Source organism: Streptomyces sp. NBC_00210 (genome assembly GCF_045160975.1).
Taxonomy (GTDB): Bacteria; Actinomycetota; Actinomycetes; order Streptomycetales; family Streptomycetaceae; genus Streptomyces.
Window position 1 is genome coordinate 7,813,989 of sequence record NZ_CP108120.1, and the last position, 18,012, is coordinate 7,832,000.

The 18,012-nt window shown below is 70.1% G+C and carries 12 protein-coding genes; 9 read left to right on the top strand and 3 right to left on the bottom strand.

Annotated elements, in window-relative coordinates:
• Window positions 1-17: 17 nt before the first annotated feature.
• The 3 genes from OG729_RS35390 to OG729_RS35400 are packed head-to-tail and all read left to right on the top strand — an operon-like array spanning window position 18 to window position 3,849.
• Entirely contained in the window at window positions 18-1,019 is a 1,002-nt protein-coding gene (locus tag OG729_RS35390) for a LysR family transcriptional regulator (RefSeq protein ID WP_405810039.1), read from the top strand.
• 51 nt (window positions 1,020-1,070) lie between these two features.
• Window positions 1,071-2,510 (top strand): acyl-CoA synthetase, encoded by a 1,440-nt coding sequence (locus OG729_RS35395; protein ID WP_405810041.1) that lies wholly within the window; start codon window positions 1,071-1,073, stop codon window positions 2,508-2,510.
• Window positions 2,503-3,849, top strand: a complete 1,347-nt coding sequence (locus OG729_RS35400; protein ID WP_405810043.1) for a carboxyl transferase domain-containing protein — start codon at window positions 2,503-2,505, stop codon at window positions 3,847-3,849. Before OG729_RS35395 ends, OG729_RS35400 begins: the two co-directional genes overlap by 8 nt.
• A 55-nt stretch (window positions 3,850-3,904) precedes the next feature.
• Here OG729_RS35400 and putP read toward each other — a convergent pair whose 3' ends face one another.
• Together putP and OG729_RS35410 are read right to left on the bottom strand one after the other, a co-directional pair.
• Window positions 3,905-5,437: a sodium/proline symporter PutP gene (gene putP / locus OG729_RS35405; protein ID WP_405810044.1), complete on the bottom strand. Its 1,533-nt coding sequence runs from the start codon at window positions 5,435-5,437 to the stop codon at window positions 3,905-3,907.
• A gap of 271 nt (window positions 5,438-5,708) precedes the next feature.
• Entirely contained in the window at window positions 5,709-6,725 is a 1,017-nt protein-coding gene (locus OG729_RS35410; RefSeq protein WP_360877975.1) for a LacI family DNA-binding transcriptional regulator, read from the bottom strand.
• A gap of 274 nt (window positions 6,726-6,999) precedes the next feature.
• Between OG729_RS35410 and OG729_RS35415 the strand changes: the two genes are divergently transcribed.
• The 6 genes from OG729_RS35415 to OG729_RS35440 all read left to right on the top strand — a co-directional run bounded on the left by OG729_RS35415 (window position 7,000) and on the right by OG729_RS35440 (window position 16,686).
• Window positions 7,000-8,286 (top strand): ABC transporter substrate-binding protein, encoded by a 1,287-nt coding sequence (locus OG729_RS35415; RefSeq protein WP_405810046.1) that lies wholly within the window; start codon window positions 7,000-7,002, stop codon window positions 8,284-8,286.
• A 12-nt stretch (window positions 8,287-8,298) separates the two neighbouring features.
• Complete coding sequence (locus OG729_RS35420; RefSeq protein ID WP_405810047.1) at window positions 8,299-9,270, top strand: carbohydrate ABC transporter permease; 972 nt, start codon at window positions 8,299-8,301, stop codon at window positions 9,268-9,270.
• A complete protein-coding gene (locus OG729_RS35425) occupies window positions 9,267-10,127 on the top strand; it encodes a carbohydrate ABC transporter permease (RefSeq protein ID WP_360877793.1) in 861 nt (286 codons plus the stop codon). Before OG729_RS35420 ends, OG729_RS35425 begins: the two co-directional genes overlap by 4 nt.
• A gap of 44 nt (window positions 10,128-10,171) precedes the next feature.
• Entirely contained in the window at window positions 10,172-11,428 is a 1,257-nt protein-coding gene (locus OG729_RS35430) for a glycosyl hydrolase (protein WP_405810049.1), read from the top strand.
• Window positions 11,429-11,604: 176 nt separating this feature from the next.
• Window positions 11,605-13,626: an endo-beta-N-acetylglucosaminidase gene (locus tag OG729_RS35435; RefSeq protein ID WP_405810050.1), complete on the top strand. Its 2,022-nt coding sequence runs from the start codon at window positions 11,605-11,607 to the stop codon at window positions 13,624-13,626.
• 30 nt (window positions 13,627-13,656) lie between these two features.
• Complete coding sequence (locus OG729_RS35440) at window positions 13,657-16,686, top strand: alpha-mannosidase (protein ID WP_405810052.1); 3,030 nt, start codon at window positions 13,657-13,659, stop codon at window positions 16,684-16,686.
• A gap of 31 nt (window positions 16,687-16,717) precedes the next feature.
• Here the strand turns inward: OG729_RS35440 and OG729_RS35445 are convergent, their stop codons facing one another.
• Complete coding sequence (locus OG729_RS35445) at window positions 16,718-17,941, bottom strand: lactonase family protein (protein ID WP_405810053.1); 1,224 nt, start codon at window positions 17,939-17,941, stop codon at window positions 16,718-16,720.
• Window positions 17,942-18,012 lie beyond the last annotated feature (71 nt).

Here is an 18,012-nt window from a genome sequence, read left to right on the forward strand (position 1 = left end):
CCAATAGGCTCACCACCATGACCCATAGGAAATCCAATGGATCGACGGGACTGCGGGAGCCGGGAACACAGCAGCCGGGAACACAGCAGACGGCAACGCAGGAGGCGGCCGCGAACGGACCGCTCGACCTGACCCTGCTTCGGACCTTCCTCGCCGTCCACCGGGCGGGCTCGTTCACCGCGGCCGCCCGGCTGCTCGGCCTGTCCCAGCCGACCGTCACCACCCAGATCCGCTCCCTGGAACGGCAGTTGGGCCGCGAACTGTTCGGCCGACTGCCCCGTGGCGTCACCCCGACCCCGGTCGCCGACGGGCTTGCCGCCCGGATCGCGGCACCGCTGGACGCCCTCGCCGCCGTCGCCGACCGCGGACACCTCGACGAGAGTGTCCCGGCCGATCCCGTGCACCTCGCCGGCCCCGCCGAACTGCTCTGCGCCAGGGCACTGCCCGCACTCGCGCCACTGATCGAGCAGGGGGTACGGCTGCGCACCACGACGGGTCTCACCGACGAGCTGCTCGACGGACTCCGCTCGGGCCACCACGATCTGGTGATCTCCACCCATCGCCCACGAGGCCGCACCCTGGCCGCCGTACCGCTGATGGACGAGGAGTTCGTGCTGGTCGCCTCACCCCTGTGGGCGGAGCGCATCGGAGAGGACAGGGTCGCGCACGAGGGGCCCGCAGTGCTGGTCGGCGTCCCCCTCGTGACGTACGCGGAAGACCTGCCCATCGCCCGTCGCTACTGGCGTCATGTCTTCGGCACCCGGCTGACCGCACATGCCGCACTCACCGTCCCCGATCTGCGGGGGGTGCTCTCGGCCGTCGCCGCGGGGGCCGGGATGAGCGTGTTGCCGCGCTACCTCTGCCAGGGCGAACTCGCGGCGGGCACGCTGGTGGCGCTGCTCACTCCGCAGGATCCGCCGATCAACACCGGCTATCTTGTCCAGCGCCCCGGGACCACCGACAACCCGCATCTCACGCTGGTTCGCGACCGGCTGCTGCGGGAGGCCCGCGACTGGTGAGCCGGGGTTCGGACGACCGGTCAGACTCGACTACAGCAAGGAGTACGACACGTGTCCTCTCTCTTTCCTGCTCTGGCCGCGCGGTCGCCGCTGCCGGCCCTGCGCTTCGGTGACCGGTCGCTGACTCACGCCGAACTGGCCGCGGCCGCCGGCTCGCTGGCCGCCGGGCTTGCCGATATGCGGAGGGTCGCGGTCTGGGCGACGCCCACGCTGGAGACTGCGGTGGGCGTGGTGGCGGCGCTGCTGGCGGGCGTACCCGCCGTACCGCTGAATCCGAAGACCGGTGAGCGGGAGCTGGCGCACATCCTCGCGGACAGCGCGCCGTCGCTGGTGCTGGCGGAGCCGGGCGCCGAACTGCCCCCGGCGCTGAGCGCTTTGCCGCGTATGGACATCGAGCTCACCGGACCCGGAGCGCCGTCGGTGCCCGAGCCGTCATCGGGAGCTCCGGGTGTGCCCGAGCCGTCTCCCGAGGCGCCCGCCCTGATCGTTTACACCTCCGGCACCACGGGCCCGCCCAAGGGCGCCGTGCTGCCGCGCCGGGCGGTCACCTCGACCCTGGACGCCCTGGAGGACGCCTGGCAGTGGACGGCCGACGACGTCCTCGTCCACGCCCTCCCGCTGTTCCATGTCCACGGGCTGATCCTGGGCATCCTCGGCCCGCTGCGCCGGGGCGGCGAGGTGCGGCATCTGGGGCGGTTCAGCACCGACGGCGTGGCCCGCGAGCTGGAGTCCGGGGCGACGATGCTCTTCGGCGTACCGACGATGTACCACCGCATCGCCGAGGCCCTGCCCGGCGATCCGCGGCTCGCCAAGGCCCTGGCCGGGGCCCGGCTGCTGGTCTCCGGTTCGGCCGCGCTGCCCGTGCACGACCATGAGCGGATCGCGGCGGCGACGGGCCGCCGGGTCATCGAGCGGTACGGGATGACGGAGACGCTGATGAACACCTCGGTACGCGCCGACGGGGAGCCGCGAGCCGGCACGGTCGGCCTGCCCGTCAAGGGAGTTGAGCTGCGGCTGGTGGACGAGAGCGACGGCATCGGCGAGATCCAGGTACGCGGGCCGAACCTCTTCACGGAGTATCTGAACCGGCCCGACGCGACCGCGGACGCCTTCGACGGCGACTGGTTCCGCACGGGGGACATGGCCAGCCGCGATCCCGACGGCTATGTGCGGATCGTCGGCCGCAAGGCCACCGACCTGATCAAGAGCGGCGGCTACAAGATCGGCGCGGGCGAGATCGAGAACGCGCTGCTGGAACATCCGGCGGTACGGGAGGCGGCGGTGACCGGGGAGCAGGACGCCGATCTGGGGGAGCGGATCGTCGCGTGGATCGTGCCCGCGGATCCGTCCCGGCCACCCGCCCCCGAGGAGCTGTCCGCGCATGTCGCGGCCCAGCTCGCCCCGCACAAGCGCCCTCGCGAGGTGCGCTTCCTCGAGGCGCTGCCACGCAACGACATGGGCAAGATCATGAAGCGGGCGCTCCATGGCTGAGCGACTCACGGCCCGCGCCGCTCTCGCCCGGGTGACCTCTGCCTTCACCGAACTGCCCGCTCCCGAGGGCACGTCGGCCCCCGACGGGCCGATCGCCTGGCATGGTTACGACGAACAGCGCGCCCGCGCCGCAGCGCGCACCGGCGAGCAGGAGTCGGTCGTCTGCGGCACCGGCTTCATCGGTGGCACCGAAGCGGTGCTGATCTCCTTCGAGTTCGGCTTCCTCGGCGGATCGCTGGGGGAGCGGACCGGCGACCGGCTGGAGGCGGCCTACACGCATGCGCGGGCGCGCCGACTGCCCGTCGTCTCGCTGATCGCGACGGGCGGCAGCCGGATGCAGGAGGGGATGCGCGCACTGGTCCAACTCCAGCGGGTGGCACGGCAGTCGGCACTGACCCGCGCGGCGGGGCTGCCCCATGTCGCGGTGGCGTGCGACCCGGCGACGGGCGGCGGCTGGGCCACCCTGGGCGCGGGCGCGGACATCGTGCTTGCACTGCCCGGCGCCCAGATCGGCTTCGCGGGCTCACGGGTACGCCCGCCGGACGCCGATCCGTCCGCGTACACGGCCGAGGCGCAGCTGGCCGCGGGGCATGTCGACGCGGTGGTACGGCGGGAGGAGCTGCCCGGACGGCTCGGGCGCTGGCTGACCCTGCTCACGACATCGTCCGATCTCCCCGCCGAGCCGCCGCGCGCCCTGGGTGACGCGGCGGTTCCGGCCACCGGCTGGGATGCGGTGCAGCAGGCCCGTTCCGCCGCGCGGCCCCGCGCCGCCGCGTACCTGGACGCGTACTTCGAGACGTACGACGTCATCAGCGGCGACCGGTGCGGGGGCGTCGACCCCGGCATGCTGTGCGGCTTCGGCCTTCGCGAGGGCCGCACGATCGCCTTCGCCGCCCAGCTCGGCACGGCGACGCTTCCGTCCGGGTACCGCACCGCGGCCCGGCTGATCCGCCTTGCCGACCGGCTGGCCATCCCGGTGCTGACCCTGATCGACACCCCGGGGGCCGCGAACGACGCCGCCGCGGAACGCGCGGGCACGGGCGCCGCCATCGCGGACGTGTTCGCCGCCGTGGCCTCCGCCCGGGTGCCGGTCACCACCCTGCTGATCGGTGAGGGCGGTTCGGGCGGAGCACTCGCACTCTCCGCACCCGACAACACCTGGGCCACACCGGACAGCTACTTCTCGGTGATCGCACCGGAACTCGCCGCCATGATCCTCAAACGCGCCCCGGACGAGACCCGGACAACGGCCGAACAACTCCACGTGCGGCCCCAGGACTTGGTGGACCTGGGGATCGCCCGCGGCATCGTGCCCGGCGCAGCTCCCGGGGAGCGTTAGGTGAAGGCCGCGCATCCGTCATGTCCGACGACGGCGCCGCACCCGCTCCGGCCGGTCACCCGCGGTGAACCCGCCCTCGCGCGGGTGTCCTCTTCTCCATCGCGCCGACCCAGGAGCGCATCGGGGGGCGGCCGACGAAGGTGCCGAAGAACAGCGCGGCGGCTGTGGCGGCGAGCACCCCAGGCACCATCGCGTACACGCCGGTCTGGAACGGGCCGAGGAGCGGGTCGATGTCCTCCCACAGGACGACAGTGAGCGCACCCGTCACGATGCCGGCCGTCGCCCCGGCCTTCGTCATACGCGGCCAGTAGAGCGACAGCAGGAGCACCGGGCCGATTGCGGCACCGAAGCCCGCCCAGGCATAGGCGACGATGTCCAGCACCGCGCCGCCGCTGAGGGCGATCAGGTAGGCGACCAGTGCCACACCGATCACGGTCGCGCGGACTGTCAAGAGCAATACCGTGTCCGAGGCCCGCCGGTTGAGGAACGCATGGAAGAAGTCCTCGGTGAGGGAAGTTGCTGCCACCAGCAACTGGCTGTCTGCGGTGGATTTGATCGCGGCCAGCACGGCCACGAGCAGAACGCCTGTGAACCATGGGTTGGCCAATTGCGAGGACAGCACGATGAAGACCGTCTCCGGTTCGGTGAGGGTCGGATGGATCAGGGCGATCCCGAGGAGCCCCACGAGGCTGGCGCCCGTCAGAACGACGACCACCCAGCTCACGCCGATACGCCGGGCCAGGGGGATGTCGTGTGTGCTGCGGATGCCCATGAAGCGGGCCAGGATGTGTGGCTGTCCGAAGTACCCGAGCCCCCACGCGAGCATTGAGATCACCGCGATGGCACCGAGGGGCTCGCCGGCGGTCCACCGGCGGTCGGCGAGGCTTGCCTCCGTCCCCATGTCGAGCAGTGCCGGGGCCTTGTCGGCGAGCGCGTCATGCAGCGCCCCGAAGCCCCCGAGCTGCCAGAGACCGATCAGGGGCAGGGCGCACGCCGCGAGGAGCATGAGCGTGCCCTGCACCGAGTGCGACATGCACATGGCGCGAAAACCGCCGAGGACGGAGTAGATGACGATCACCACGGCAAACACGGTGACCCCGAATTGGAAGCCGACGCGGAAGATTTGGTCGAACAGCAGACCGCCCGCGACGAGGCCGCTGGCCACGTAGACGGTGAAGAACACGACGATGACGGTCGCCGTGATGATGCGAAGCATTCTGCTGCGGTCCTCGAAGCGCTCTTCCAGATACGCGGGCAGGGTCACCGAGTTGTTGGCCAGCTCGGTGTAGGTGCGCAGACGCGGTGCGACGAACCGCCAGTTGAGGTACGTGCCGATGATGAGGCCGACGGCGATCCACGTGGCGCCGATTCCTGCCGCGTACACCGCACCGGGCAGGCCCAGGAACAGCCAGCCCGACATGTCGCTGGCTTCTGCGGACAGGGCGGCCACCACGGCGCTGAGGCGACGTCCGCCGAGGGCGAAGTCGGTGAAGGTCTGGGTCTCCTGGTAAACAGCGATCCCTATACAGATCATCGCGATCATGAAGATCCCGAACACGAGCATGATGGGTATGGTCTGCAGCTCCATCTAGTTCTCCCTTGGCGCGGACAACGGTGGCCCGTACGTGCCGAGAACCTCATCGGTGCTGGCAGGCGGCGTTTGTGTACTCGTGAAGGACGCCGCGTCCAATCGCGACGCGTCGTCGGGCCGGTGATCTCTGGCCTAGCAGCATGGTGAGTTGCTGAACGCAGCACAAGGAGTGAGCGGGAACACTTTTGTGCGGCGGCTCGGCCACCCCAACAACCGCCCCGACAGCGGCTGTGGAGTGATGGCCCGCTCGCTGGTGTCCGAGCCAGGGCTACTGGGCCGTAAGGTCCCGGGCCGGGGCCGTGCTCTCCCGCTCGATCAGCTGGGGCAGCGGGACCTGTACGGACCTGGCCGCGCCGCCGTCCAGGAGAGCCGTCAGCTCCTGCGCGGCGATCCGGCCGAATGCCACCGTGTCGCGGGAGAGCGCCGTCAGCCAGGGGTGGACCATGCGGCACAGGACCGAGTCCTCGAAGGAGACGATCGAGACGTCGCCGGGAACGCTGAGGCCGAGGCCCGCTGTGACCGTTGCTCCTGCCGCGGCCATCACATCGTTGTCGTAGATCAGCGCGGTGGGCGCCGCATCCCCGCGGAGCACCCGGCGGGTGACCGCCGCTCCCTCCGTGTCGGAGTAGTCCGTCGTGAGCGAGTGGACCTCGGTCAGACCGCGCCGGTCGGCCTCGGCGCGCAGAGAGCGGATGCGCCGGTCGGTGTGGGCCAGCGCGGACAGGCCCGCGATGTGCACGATGCGCCGGTGGCCCAGTTCGTACAGCCGGCCGACGATGGAGGCCATCGCCGCTGTGTCGTCGGCGCGCACCTGGGAGAGGTTGGCGTGGGCGGCGGGCAGCCCGCCGATGACGACGCCGGGGAGACCGAGTTCGTCCAGGAGGTCGGGGCGCGGGTCGTGAGTGCGGGGGTCGACCACCAGGACCCCGTCGACCCGGTGTTCTGCCCACCAGCGGCGGTAGGCCGCGCACTCGGCCGTCACATCCTCCACCACCTGGAAGAGCAGGCCCAGTTGACGCTCGGCCAGGACCTCCTGGATGCCGGAGATCAACTGCAGGAAGAACGAGTCCACACCCAGCGTCGCGGCCGGTCGCGCCAGCACCAGGCCGACGGTTGCCGAGCCCTCGCCGGACAGTGCGCGGGCAGCCGTGCTCGGCCGCCAGCCCAGCTGTTCGGCGACGCGGCGGATCCGGTCGCGGGTGATCTCCGAGACACCGGGGCGGTCGTTGAGCGCGAAGGACACGGCGCTCTCCGACACACCGGCGCGCCGGGCGATGTCCTTCATCGTCGGGCGGCGCGCCGGGGCGCGCCTGGCCGGCGATGCGTCCTTGCCGGACGGGCTGTCGGCACTCACTCGTGCCCCTTTCAACCTGCTTACTAATGCGCTTGAGCTCCTGCACTCTAAAGCGCATTAGTCGATCACGGCAAGTGGTCGCCAGTAAGCCTTCTACCTGCACTAATGCTTGCTCAATCGCATTAGTTGCAGCGAATGTATTGACTTCCCTGCGGGTTCACTTGCAAGGTCTGCACGTCTGGTCCGAGCAAAGGAGCCGTTCACCGTGCGCATCCCCCGCAGGGCAGTCGCCGCTGCCGCCGCCATCGCCACCGTCCTGCCGCTCAGCGCCTGCGGCGGCGGATCCGACTCAGGCGCTTCCGACGCCTCCGGCAAGGTCGAAGGCAAGATCACCTTCCAGACCTGGAACCTGCAGGCCAACTTCAAGGACTACTTCAACTCACTGATCGCGGCCTTCGAGAAGCAGTACCCCGGCACCGACGTGAAGTGGGTCGACCGGCCCGCCGAGGGTTACGCCGACAAGATCAGCGCCGACGCCGCGGGCGGCACCCTGCCCGACGTCGTCAATGTCTCCCCGGACCTGGTGGCCCCCCTTGCCAAGGCCGGTCTCGCCGTCGACCTCGACAAGGCGGCCGAGAAGTACAAGAAGGAGTATCTGCCGGGCGCCTGGGCGAGCCATCGGATACCGGGCATGCAGGGTACGTACGCCTTCCCCTGGTACCTCAACACCGGCCCGCTGTTCTACAACAAGCGGCTCTTCAAGGAGGCGGGCCTGGATGCCCAGCAGCCCCCGAAGACGTACGACGAGGTCTTCGCCTCCGGGCTGAAGATGGCCAAGGAGTCCAAGGGCGAGATCGCGACCCTCGCGAACGTCCCCACCATCGAGGACTTCGGCCGCTACGGCGTCGAGCTGATGAACAAGGAAGGCACCGGCTTCGCCTTCAACGATGCCAAGGGCGTCGAACTCCTCACCCACTACAAGGAGTTGTACGACGCCAAGGCGCTCGACCCGCAGGCGCTCACCGCCACCCCCGAGTCCTCCGGCAAGAAGTTCCTCACCGAGGCCGTCGCGATGAACCCGGGCAGCGCCCTCGACCTCGGCAACTTCAAGAAGCAGGCGCCGAGTCTCTACAAGAACATCGGCATCACGGACCAGATCAGCAGCACCGGCCACGCCAATATGTATGTCATGGGCGTGATGGTGAACACCAAGGCCAAGCAGAAGCCCGCCGCGGTCGCCTTCGCCCACTTCGTGACCGACGCGACGCGCCAGATGGAGTTCGCCAAGAAGGTCGCCATCTTCCCGAGCACCGCCGGCTCCCTCGACGACCCGTACTTCACCAAGGAGGACGGCACCGACGAGACCCGGGTGCGCATCGCCGCCGCCAAGTCGCTGAAGAACGCGGTCAATTACACGCCGGTGCTGTTCAGCGAGCAGATGAAGACCGAACTGCGCAATGAGGTGGCCAAGGCGCTGCAGGGCAAGGAGAGCCCCAAGGAAGCGCTTGACAACGCTGTCAAAGCCTGTGACCGGCTGCTGCAGCAGAGCTGAGCCGAGTCCCCGATGAAAACCCCCACCGCCTCACGGGCGATCTCGTCGGATCTCACCACGGCGGGCCCGGCCGCCCGGAGCCCCGGCTCCGGCGTCGGCCGGCCCGCCCGCGGGATCAGGCGCCATCTGCCGACGAGCCCCTGGCTGTTCGCGGCGCCCGGTCTCCTGATCGTCGGCGTGTTCAGCCTGTATCCGTTCCTCAGCACCCTGGTCAACGCCTTCACCGACCGGCGGACCCTGGTCCCCGGCCAGTACGTGGGCCTGGCCAACTTCGAGGAACTGATCCACGACGAGATGTTCTGGACCGGGCTGCGCAACAGCACCCTCTACGTCCTCGGCGTCGTCCCCGCCCTGGTACTTCTGCCGCTGCTGCTGGCGATGCTCGTACAGCGTCACCTCCCCGGCATCACCTTCTTCCGCTCGGCCTTCTACACCCCGGTCGTCGCCTCCGTCGTCGTGGTCGGCCTGATCTGGGTGTGGATGCTCGACGACCGAGGGCTGATCAACTCCCTTCTGGAGGCGGTGGGTGTCGGCAAGGTCGGCTTCCTCAGCGACCAGTGGCTGCTGCTCGGCAGCGCCATGGCGGTCACGGTCTGGAAGGGCCTCGGCTACTACATGATCATTTATCTGGCCGCGCTGACGAATGTCCCGCGCGAGCTGCACGAGGCCGCGGCGGTCGACGGCGCCGGACCGGTACGCCGCTTCTTCACCGTCACCGTTCCCGCGGTCCGCTCCACCATGGTCCTCGTCGGCGCGCTCTCCTCGGTCGCCGCCTTCAAGGTGTTCTCCGAGGTCTATCTGATGGCGGGACCCAGCGGCGGTCCGGCGGGCGAGGACACCACGCTCGTGATGCTCGTCCAGCGTGTCGGCACGGGACTGACCGGCCGCGTCGGCTACGCCTCCGCCATCTCCGTCGTCGTCTTCGTCGTCACCGTCGCGCTGATGCTGCTGGTGCTGCGCGCCGACCGCAAGGAGGACGCGTGAAGACCCTCACGATCAGGGACGCCGAGGGCAGGCGCGTCCCCGCCCCGCAGCTCGTACTCCGTTACGCGGCTCTGCTCGCCGTCCTCGCACTGACCGTCGGGCCCTTCCTGTGGCAGCTGTCCACTTCGCTCAAGGGGCCGCACGAGGACATCTTCAGCTCCCCGCCGACGTTCCTGCCGGGCGAGCCGACCCTCGACAACTACACGCGGGTCGCCCACACCATCCCGGTCTGGGACTACGCGCTGAACTCCCTCAAGGTCGCCTCCGCCAATGTGCTGACCAACTGCGTCGGTGCCTCGCTGGCCGGCTACGCACTCGCCCGGCTGCGCTACCGGGGCCGCCGGGCCGCAACGCTGGCGTTCATCCTCGCGATGCTCGTCCCCGTCGAGGGCATCATCATCGCCCAGTTCACCACCATGCGGGACCTCGGCCTCAACAACACCCTGGTCGCCGTGCTGCTGCCCGGCTGCATCGCCGCGATGAACGTGCTGCTGATGCGCAACGCCTTCCTCAATCTTCCCTACGAAGTGGAGGAGGCGGCGTTCGTCGACGGAGCCAACGCCTGGCAGCGGTTCCTGCGCATCGCCCTCCCCTCGGTCAAGGGCACTTTGGCCGTGGTCGCGATCTTCGCCTTCATGGGCGCCTGGGACGACTTCCTGTGGCCACTGATCGTGCTGAGCGACCCGGAGAACTTCACCCTGACCATCGGCCTGAACTATTTGCACGGCACCTTCGCCAACGACGAACGACTCGTCGCCGCCGGCACGATCATCGCCGTACTGCCGCTCATCGTGCTCTTCGCCTGCCTGCAGCGCTTCTTCTTCCGTGGCGTCGGGGAGGGCGCCGTCAAGGGCTGATCCCGGCCGCCACCGCACCCACGAACCAGGACACCCCTTTGCGAATGAGCTCCTCCACGCCGCGCTTCGGCGCCAACTACACCCCCAGCCAGGGCTGGTTCCACCACTGGCTGGACTTCGACCTCGATGCCGTACGCGCCGACCTGGACTCGATCGCCGGCCTCGGCCTGGACCACATCCGGGTCTTTCCGCTCTGGCCGCTCTTCCAGCCCAACCGCACCTTCATCCGTCCACGCGCCGTCGAACAGCTCGTGCGGCTCGCCGACGCCGCCGCCGAACGCGGCCTCGACGTCAATGTGGACGGACTGCAGGGGCACTTGTCGAGCTTCGACTTCCTGCCCGCATGGACACAGACCTGGCACCGACGCAATATCTTCACCGATCCGGACGTCGTGGCGGGGCAGGCCGAGTATCTGCGTACCCTCGCGACCGCGCTCGCCGACCGGCCGAACTTCATCGGCATGACCATCGGCAACGAGGTCAACCAGTTCGCGAGCGGGCCGCACCCCGACCCCGACCGCATCACCCCTGATCAGGCGGGTAGTTGGTTGCGGCGGCTGCTCGACGCGTGTGAGGAGGGCGCGCCCGGCAGGATGCATGTGCACGCCGAGTACGACGCGGCCTGGTACCAGGACAACCAGCCCTTCACCCCCGCGCACGCGGCCCGCATCGGTGCGGCGACGGCGGTGCACTCCTGGGTCTTCAACGGCACCGCGCAGCGGCACGGGCGCGGGGGAGTGGCGACCGAGCACCACGCGGCGTATCTGATCGAGCTGTCCAAGGCGTGGGCGCTCGACCCGCACCGGCCGGTGTGGCTGCAGGAGGTCGGTGCACCCGCACCGCTCGTCCCGGCCGAGCACGCGGCCGAGTTCACCGAGGCGACCGTGGCGAACGCGCTGGACTGCCCGGACCTGTGGGGTGTCACCTGGTGGTGCTCCCACGACGTGTCGCGCTCGCTCGCCGACTTCCCCGAACTTGAGTACAGCCTCGGCCTGTTGACCAACGACCGGCAGCCCAAACCGGCCGGTCTTTCGATCGCGCGCATCGTCGCGGAATGGCGGGGGAAGGAACACCGTCCCGCGCCACGCACCACCGCGCTCGTCGTCGACACCGGTGACGACGAGACGGCTCCCCAGCGATCCACGTGCGCGCCCGGGGGCGCCTTCTTCGAGGCCTTCGCGCGGCTGACGGCGGAGGGTGTCCGGCCCACCGCGGTGCTCGCGGGCCGCGCCGAGGACAAGGAGCACCTTGCTGATCGAGGCATCGCCGAAGTGGTCACGCCGGACCAGGTCGGCGCATGAGCTTTGACCCGGGGCAAGCCCCCCCAGAGCCTCCCCTACGCCCTGCGGGCGTGGGGGCGCCCCAGTACGCCCTTCGGGCGTGTCCTCAATCTCCCCCCAGACTTCGTCCGGGGGGACCCCCGGACGGGCTTGATCCGGCGATTGAGGCGCGGCCCCAGTCAAGAAACGGAGCGCACATGACCCCCCACCTCAGCCGACGCGGCTTCCTCACCGCAGCCGCCGCCACAGCCGTCACCCCGGCTCTCCTGCCCGGCACCGCGTCCGCCGCGACAAAGGCCGCCACCGGCGCGCCGTACGCCTCCTACTGGTACCCCGACTCGTTCCCCTCCGGCACGCCGGGACCGGGCATCACCTGGCGCAGCCTCAAGAGCTGGCGCGCCGAGGACGACACGGACCTGGCCTTCAACACGTCGGCCGTGCCGCTCGCCAAGCGCTTCACGCCGACGCCGGTCAACACCACCGCCCGCAGCGGTCAGGCCCGCATCCAGTCCCTCGTCTCCTTCGGGCCCACCGCCGGCAACCCCTCCCAGGGCGCTGCCACCGCCGACTACTACGCCCTGACCCACTGGTCGTACCTCGACGAGCTGGTCTTCTGGGGCGGTTCGTCCGGGGAGGGCCTGATCCTCGCGCCCAACGCGCCGATTGTGGACGCCGCACACCGCCACGGTGTGCCCGTCCTCGGCAATGTCTTCCTGCCGCCCGTCGCCTATGGCGGCGATCTGCGCTGGACCCGCGATCTGGTCCAGAAGGACTCCTTCGGCAGATTCCCGCTCGCCGAACGGCTCGTCGCGCTCGCTTCGGCGTACGGCTTCGACGGCTGGTTCATCAACGCGGAGACCGGGGGCGGCAACAGCGCACTCGCGGCCGACATGCTCGGCTTCGTCAAGGAGCTGAAGTCCCTGGGCACCCCGAAGGGGCTTCGCGTCTGCTGGTACGACTCGATGACCGTGAACGGTTCGGTGAGCTGGCAGGGTGCGCTGAACGACCGGAACAAAGCGTTCTTCCAGGCCGCCGACTCCATGTTCGTCGACTTCCGCTGGTCGCGGTCCAGCCTGGCGTCGTCCGCGCAGGTCGCGCAGCAACTCGGCCGCAGCCGCTACGCATTGTGGGCAGGCGTCGACGTCGAGGCGAACGGCTGGAACAGATCGGTGGACTGGGACGCCATCATCCCCGAGAGCACCGCGGACATCGTCTCGCTCGGCTTCTACCGGCCCGAATGGACCCGCAACCACCTGCCCGCCGGCCGCACCCCGGCCCAGTTCCACGCCGCCGACGACCGGTTCTGGAGCGGGCAGTCGCTCGACCCGTCGCGGCCCACCCCCGGCGACACCTGGCGGGCCCCGGCGCTGGCCGTCGCCGACCGCTCGACCGTGGACACCGTGCCGTTCGCGACCGTCTTCAACACCGGCCACGGACTGCGCTGGTACGAGTGCGGCAAGGTGACGTCGGACGCCCAGTGGAACCATCTCGGCGTCCAGGACCGCCTCCCCTCCCGCCAGTGGGTCGTACGCACGAACGGCCAACGCCCCTTGGTCGCCTACGACTTCGCCGATGCCTGGCACGGCGGCAGCAGCCTCCTCGTCGACGGCCCGCTCAACGCGCCCACCGCGGTCGATCTGTATGCGACCCGGCTGCCACTCACCGCTGACACGGTCGTCGAGCTCACCCACCGCGCCGACTCCGGCCGGGTCACCGTAGAACTGGCCGTCGCCGTGGCCGAGCCCTCGGGGCCGGGTGTGCCCCCGCCGTACACCTACCTCCCGGTGGGCACCCTGGGCCCGGGCAGCGGCTGGACCACCCAGGCCGTGCGGCTGACCGGCCTGTCCGGGACCGTGAGCGCCCTCGGCGTCCGCCTCACGGCGAGCAGCGGACCCGTGAAATGGCGGCTCGGGGCCCTGGCCGTGCGCGACAAGGCCGCCCAGAGCCCCGCCGCCCCGGCCGAGCTGCGGATCACCGCCGTCACGGGCGGCGACCTGCGGTTCAGCTGGCAGGGCGCCCCCGGGGCCGTACGGCACTACACACTGCACCGGCTCCTGCCGAACGGGACACGGCGCTTCCTCGGCGCAACCTGCCAGCGTGCCTACTTCGTACCCGGCCTCACCCCCGAGCAGGGCGAGCGGTCGGCGCGGTTCGAACTGCGCGCAACAGGGGAGCTCTACACCGCATCCATCCCCGCGACCGCCGTTCACCCCTGGTAACCACCACCGAAACCCACGGAGCAGCCCCGCATGCATGACGACCGCAGCCTCGTCGAAGCCCGCCTGAGGCGCGTCCTCGACGAGCGCATCCGTCCCGCCGTGTACCCCGAATCCGCCCCGCTTCAGGTGGCCGTCTGGAACGCGCCGGGCGAGCCCGTCCCGGTCGCCGAAGGTCTCGCCGCCTCACCCGGGCCGATTGCGGTCGGCGACATGTGGGGCGCTCCGTGGGGAACGAGCTGGTTCTCCGTCACCGGCACCGTGCCGGCCGAGTGGGCCGGGAAGACCGTGGAGGCCCTCCTCGACCTCGGCTTCGACGAGAACATGCCCGGCTTCCAGTGCGAGGGCCTCGTCTACCGCCCCGACGGCACACCCGTGAAGGGCCTCAACCCGCGCAACCAGTGGGTGCGCATCGGCGCGCCCGTCGCGGGCGGGGAAGAGGTGCGGCTGCATATCGAGGCGGCGTCCAACCCGGTCATCCTCGACTACCACCCCTTCCTGCCGACGCAGCTCGGCGACAAGGACACCGCGGGCAGCGCGCCGCAGTACCGGCTGACCAGGATGGATCTCGCCGTTTTCGACGAGACCGTGTGGCAGCTGGTGCTCGACCTCGAGGTGCTCGGCGAGCTGATGCATGAGCTGCCCGTGGACGGCGCACGGCGCTGGGACATCCTGCGCGCGGTGGGGCGCGCGCTCGACGCGATCGACCTTCAGGATGTGAACGGCACCGCAGCCGCAGCGCGTTCATGCCTCGAAGAAGTCCTCGCCACACCCGCTCAGCCCACGGCGCACCGGATCAGCGCGATCGGCCACGCCCATATCGACTCCGCGTGGCTGTGGCCGCTGCGGGAGACGGTCCGCAAGGTCGCCCGTACGACGGCGAACATGACCGCCCTGCTGGCGGACGAGCCGGACTTCATCTACACCATGTCGCAGGCGCAGCAGTTCGCCTGGATCAAGGAGCACCGGCCCGAGGTCTACGCCAAGGTCAAAAAGGCGGTGACGGAAGGGCGGTTCGTGCCCGCCGGCGGCATGTGGGTCGAGTCCGACACCAACATGCCGGGGTCGGAGGCGATGGCCCGGCAGTTCGTGCACGGAAAGCGCTTCTTCATCGACGAGTTCGGCGTCGAGAACGACGAGGCATGGCTGCCCGACACCTTCGGCTTCGCCGCCGGGCTGCCGCAGATCATCAAGGCCGCCGGCGCCAAGTGGCTGCTGACCCAGAAGATCTCCTGGAGCCAGACCAACAAGTTCCCGCACCACACCTTCCAGTGGGAAGGCATCGACGGCACCCGGATCTTCACCCACTTCCCGCCCGTCGACACCTACAACTGCTCGATGAAGGGCAGCGAGATCGCCCACGCGGCGAAGAACTTCAAGGACAAGGGCGTGGCCAAGCACTCCCTGGCGCCCACCGGCTGGGGCGACGGGGGCGGCGGCACCACCCGTGAGATGGTCGGCAAGGCCGCCCGGATGCGCAGTCTCGAAGGCTCCGCGACCGTCCGTTGGGAGACGCCCGCCGACTTCTTCGCCAAGGCCGAGGCGGAGTACGTGAACCCGCCGGTGTGGGTCGGCGAGCTCTATCTGGAGCTGCACCGCGCGACACTCACCAGCCAGGCCAGGACCAAGCAGGGCAACCGCAGGAGCGAGCACCTGCTTCGCGAGGCCGAGCTGTGGGCGGCGACCGCGGCCGTGCGGAGCGGATTTGCTTATCCGTACGAGCAGTTGGACCGGATCTGGAAGACCGTCCTGCTGCACCAGTTCCACGACATCCTGCCCGGCTCGTCGATCGCCTGGGTGCACCGTGAGGCGGAGAAGACGTACGCGGCGCTCGCCGATGAGCTGACCGGCATCATCGATGCCGCCCAGCGTGCGCTCGCCGGTGACGGCTCGGGGACACTCGTCTTCAACGCCGCGCCGCATGAGCGGCACGGCGTCGCGGCCGGCGGTGCCGGGAGTGCCACCCACGGCGGCCAGGCTCAGCTGTCCGCGCGCGAGGGCGGCGGTTTCGTGCTCGACAACGGCCTGCTCCAGGTCGGGATCGACGGACGCGGCCTGGTGGTCTCCGTGTACGACATCGGCGCGGAACGGGAGTCGGTCGCCCCCGGCCGGGCGGCGAACCTGCTCCAGATCCACCCCGACTTCCCGAACATGTGGGACGCCTGGGACGTCGACGAGTTCTATCGCAACACCGTCACCGATCTGACGGACGCCGACGAGGTCACCGCGATCGAGGGCGAGGGCTCCGCCGCGGTGCGCGTCGTCCGTGGCTTCGGCGACTCGAAGGTCATCCAGCTGCTGACCCTGGCCGCGGGTGCCAAGCGCCTCGACATCGACACCGAGGTCGACTGGCACGAGACCGAGAAGTTCCTCAAGGCGGCATTCCCACTGGACATCCACGCCGAGCGGTATGCGTCGGAGACCCAGTTCGGCCACTTCCACCGGGCAACGCACACCAACACCAGCTGGGAGTCGGCCAAGTTCGAGGCCTGCAACCACCGCTTCGTACACATCGAGGAGCCCGGCTGGGGCATTGCGCTTGTCAATGACTCGACGTACGGACATGACATCACCCGGACCGTCCGTGCCTCCGACTCCGGCACGACCACCACGCTGCGCGTCTCGCTGCTGCGGGCCCCGCGCTTCCCCGACCCCGAGACCGATCAGGGCGTGCACCGGTTCCGGCATGCCCTGGTGCCGGGCGCGGCGATCGGCGACGCGGTCCGCGAGGGTTTCCGTATCAATCTCCCGGAGCGCCTTGTCCCCGGCGAGGGCGAGGTGGCACCGCTGGTGGCGGTCGACAACGACGCGGTCGTCGTCAGCGCGATGAAGCTGGCGGACGACGCGAGCGGTGATGTCGTGGTACGGCTCTACGAGTCCCGCGGCGGCCGCGCGCGGGCCCGTATCACCCCTGGTTTCGAGGCGGCCGGGGCAACGGCGACCGACCTGCTGGAGCGCCCCCTGACCGATACGCCGGAGCCGGAAGTGGCCGACGGGGCGGTGAAGTTGACGCTGCGCCCCTTCGAGCTGGTCACCTTGCGCCTGGCGCGCGCCCAGGCCTGACCGGGTCCTGCTGCCCCCAACCCGGGGGCAGCTACCGGGGCAGTGCGCAGACCGCGACGGGTGAGCTGAACGGATCACCCGCGGGACGGAGTTCACCGCTCGCGTGATCGACGTGGAAGACCGTGACCGAGCTGGAGCGCTGGTTCGCCGCGAAGAGCAGGTTCTCGTCGGGCGAGAGGGCGATGTGCCGGGGGAAGTCGCCACCGACGGGCACCGTGCCCAGCAGCGTCAGCCGGGACCCGTCGCCCTCGATCGCGTAGCGGGTCAGGCTGTTGTGGCCGCGATTGGCGAGGAAGGCGTAGCGGCCGTCGCCGGTGACGACCAGCTGGGCCGGATAACTGGTGCCCGGGCCCGTGCCGGTGGGCTGAGGTGTGCCGGGGGTCAGTCGGCCGGTTGCGGGCTCGTAGGCGCAGACGACGACGGTGTTGTCCACCTCGTTGGCCAGATAGGCGAACCGGCCCGAGGGGTGGAACGTGAGATGCCGGGGTCCCGCACCCGGGCGGACACTCGCGTACGAGACCCGGGCGAGGGTCCCGCGCGAGGTGTCGAGCCGGTAGGTGTAGACGGTGTCGGTGCCCAGGTCGACGGCGAGCACATGGCCGCCGTCCGGGCTGGTGATGATCTGGTGGGCGTGCGGCCCTTGTTGGCCGGGGCCAGGGGGCGGCGTGGAGTGGGTGACGAGGGCCGTGCGGGCGCCCAGCGCGCCGGAGGGCTCGATGGGGTGTACGGCCACACTGCCGGAGTTGTAGTTGGCGCTGAGCAGCCAGCGCCCGCCGGGATGCACGGACAGATGGCAGGGGCCCGCGCCGCCGGTGCTTCGGCTGCCGAGCACCTCGTGCTGACCGTCGGGGGAGAGCCGGACGGCACTCACCCCGCCCTGCTGCTGTTCGTTCACGCAGTACAGGGTGCGACCCGAGGGATGGAGGGCCAGGAAGGAAGGGTCACTGAGACCGGAGACCGTACCGGTGGCGGTGATCCGCCCCGTCGCCTCGTCGTAGGTGGCGAGACCGATCCCGGCGCCGCCACCCGGGACCGAGGTGTACGTGCCCAGGAACAGCGAGCGCGAGCCACGGGAGCATGTCCGAGCACTCGGACTGGGGCTCGAGCTCGGGGTCGGGGTAGGGCTCGCGCTCGCCGGGGCCGCGGAGCCCACGGCCGTTGCGCCGACCGCGGCGGCCGCGACAGCGCCGAGGAACCGGCGGCGGCTGGTGCCGGGAGCCGATGCCGTCTCCGTCCGTCCTGCCCTGCTGCTCATGCGGTGCACCTCGCGCGTGGGTCTGTCGCTTCGGATGTGGCAGACACAGTGCCCTGTGTCTGCCACATAGG

Coding starts and splice junctions, on each gene's coding strand:
- OG729_RS35390 (WP_405810039.1), top strand. CDS start 18: ATGACCCATAGGAAATCCAATGGATCGACGGGACTGCGGGAGCCGGGA.
- OG729_RS35410 (WP_360877975.1), bottom strand. CDS start 6,725: ATGAAGGACATCGCCCGGCGCGCCGGTGTGTCGGAGAGCGCCGTGTCC.
- putP (WP_405810044.1), bottom strand. CDS start 5,437: ATGGAGCTGCAGACCATACCCATCATGCTCGTGTTCGGGATCTTCATG.
- OG729_RS35400 (WP_405810043.1), top strand. CDS start 2,503: ATGGCTGAGCGACTCACGGCCCGCGCCGCTCTCGCCCGGGTGACCTCT.
- OG729_RS35440 (WP_405810052.1), top strand. CDS start 13,657: ATGCATGACGACCGCAGCCTCGTCGAAGCCCGCCTGAGGCGCGTCCTC.
- OG729_RS35430 (WP_405810049.1), top strand. CDS start 10,172: ATGAGCTCCTCCACGCCGCGCTTCGGCGCCAACTACACCCCCAGCCAG.
- OG729_RS35420 (WP_405810047.1), top strand. CDS start 8,299: ATGAAAACCCCCACCGCCTCACGGGCGATCTCGTCGGATCTCACCACG.
- OG729_RS35445 (WP_405810053.1), bottom strand. CDS start 17,941: ATGAGCAGCAGGGCAGGACGGACGGAGACGGCATCGGCTCCCGGCACC.
- OG729_RS35435 (WP_405810050.1), top strand. CDS start 11,605: ATGACCCCCCACCTCAGCCGACGCGGCTTCCTCACCGCAGCCGCCGCC.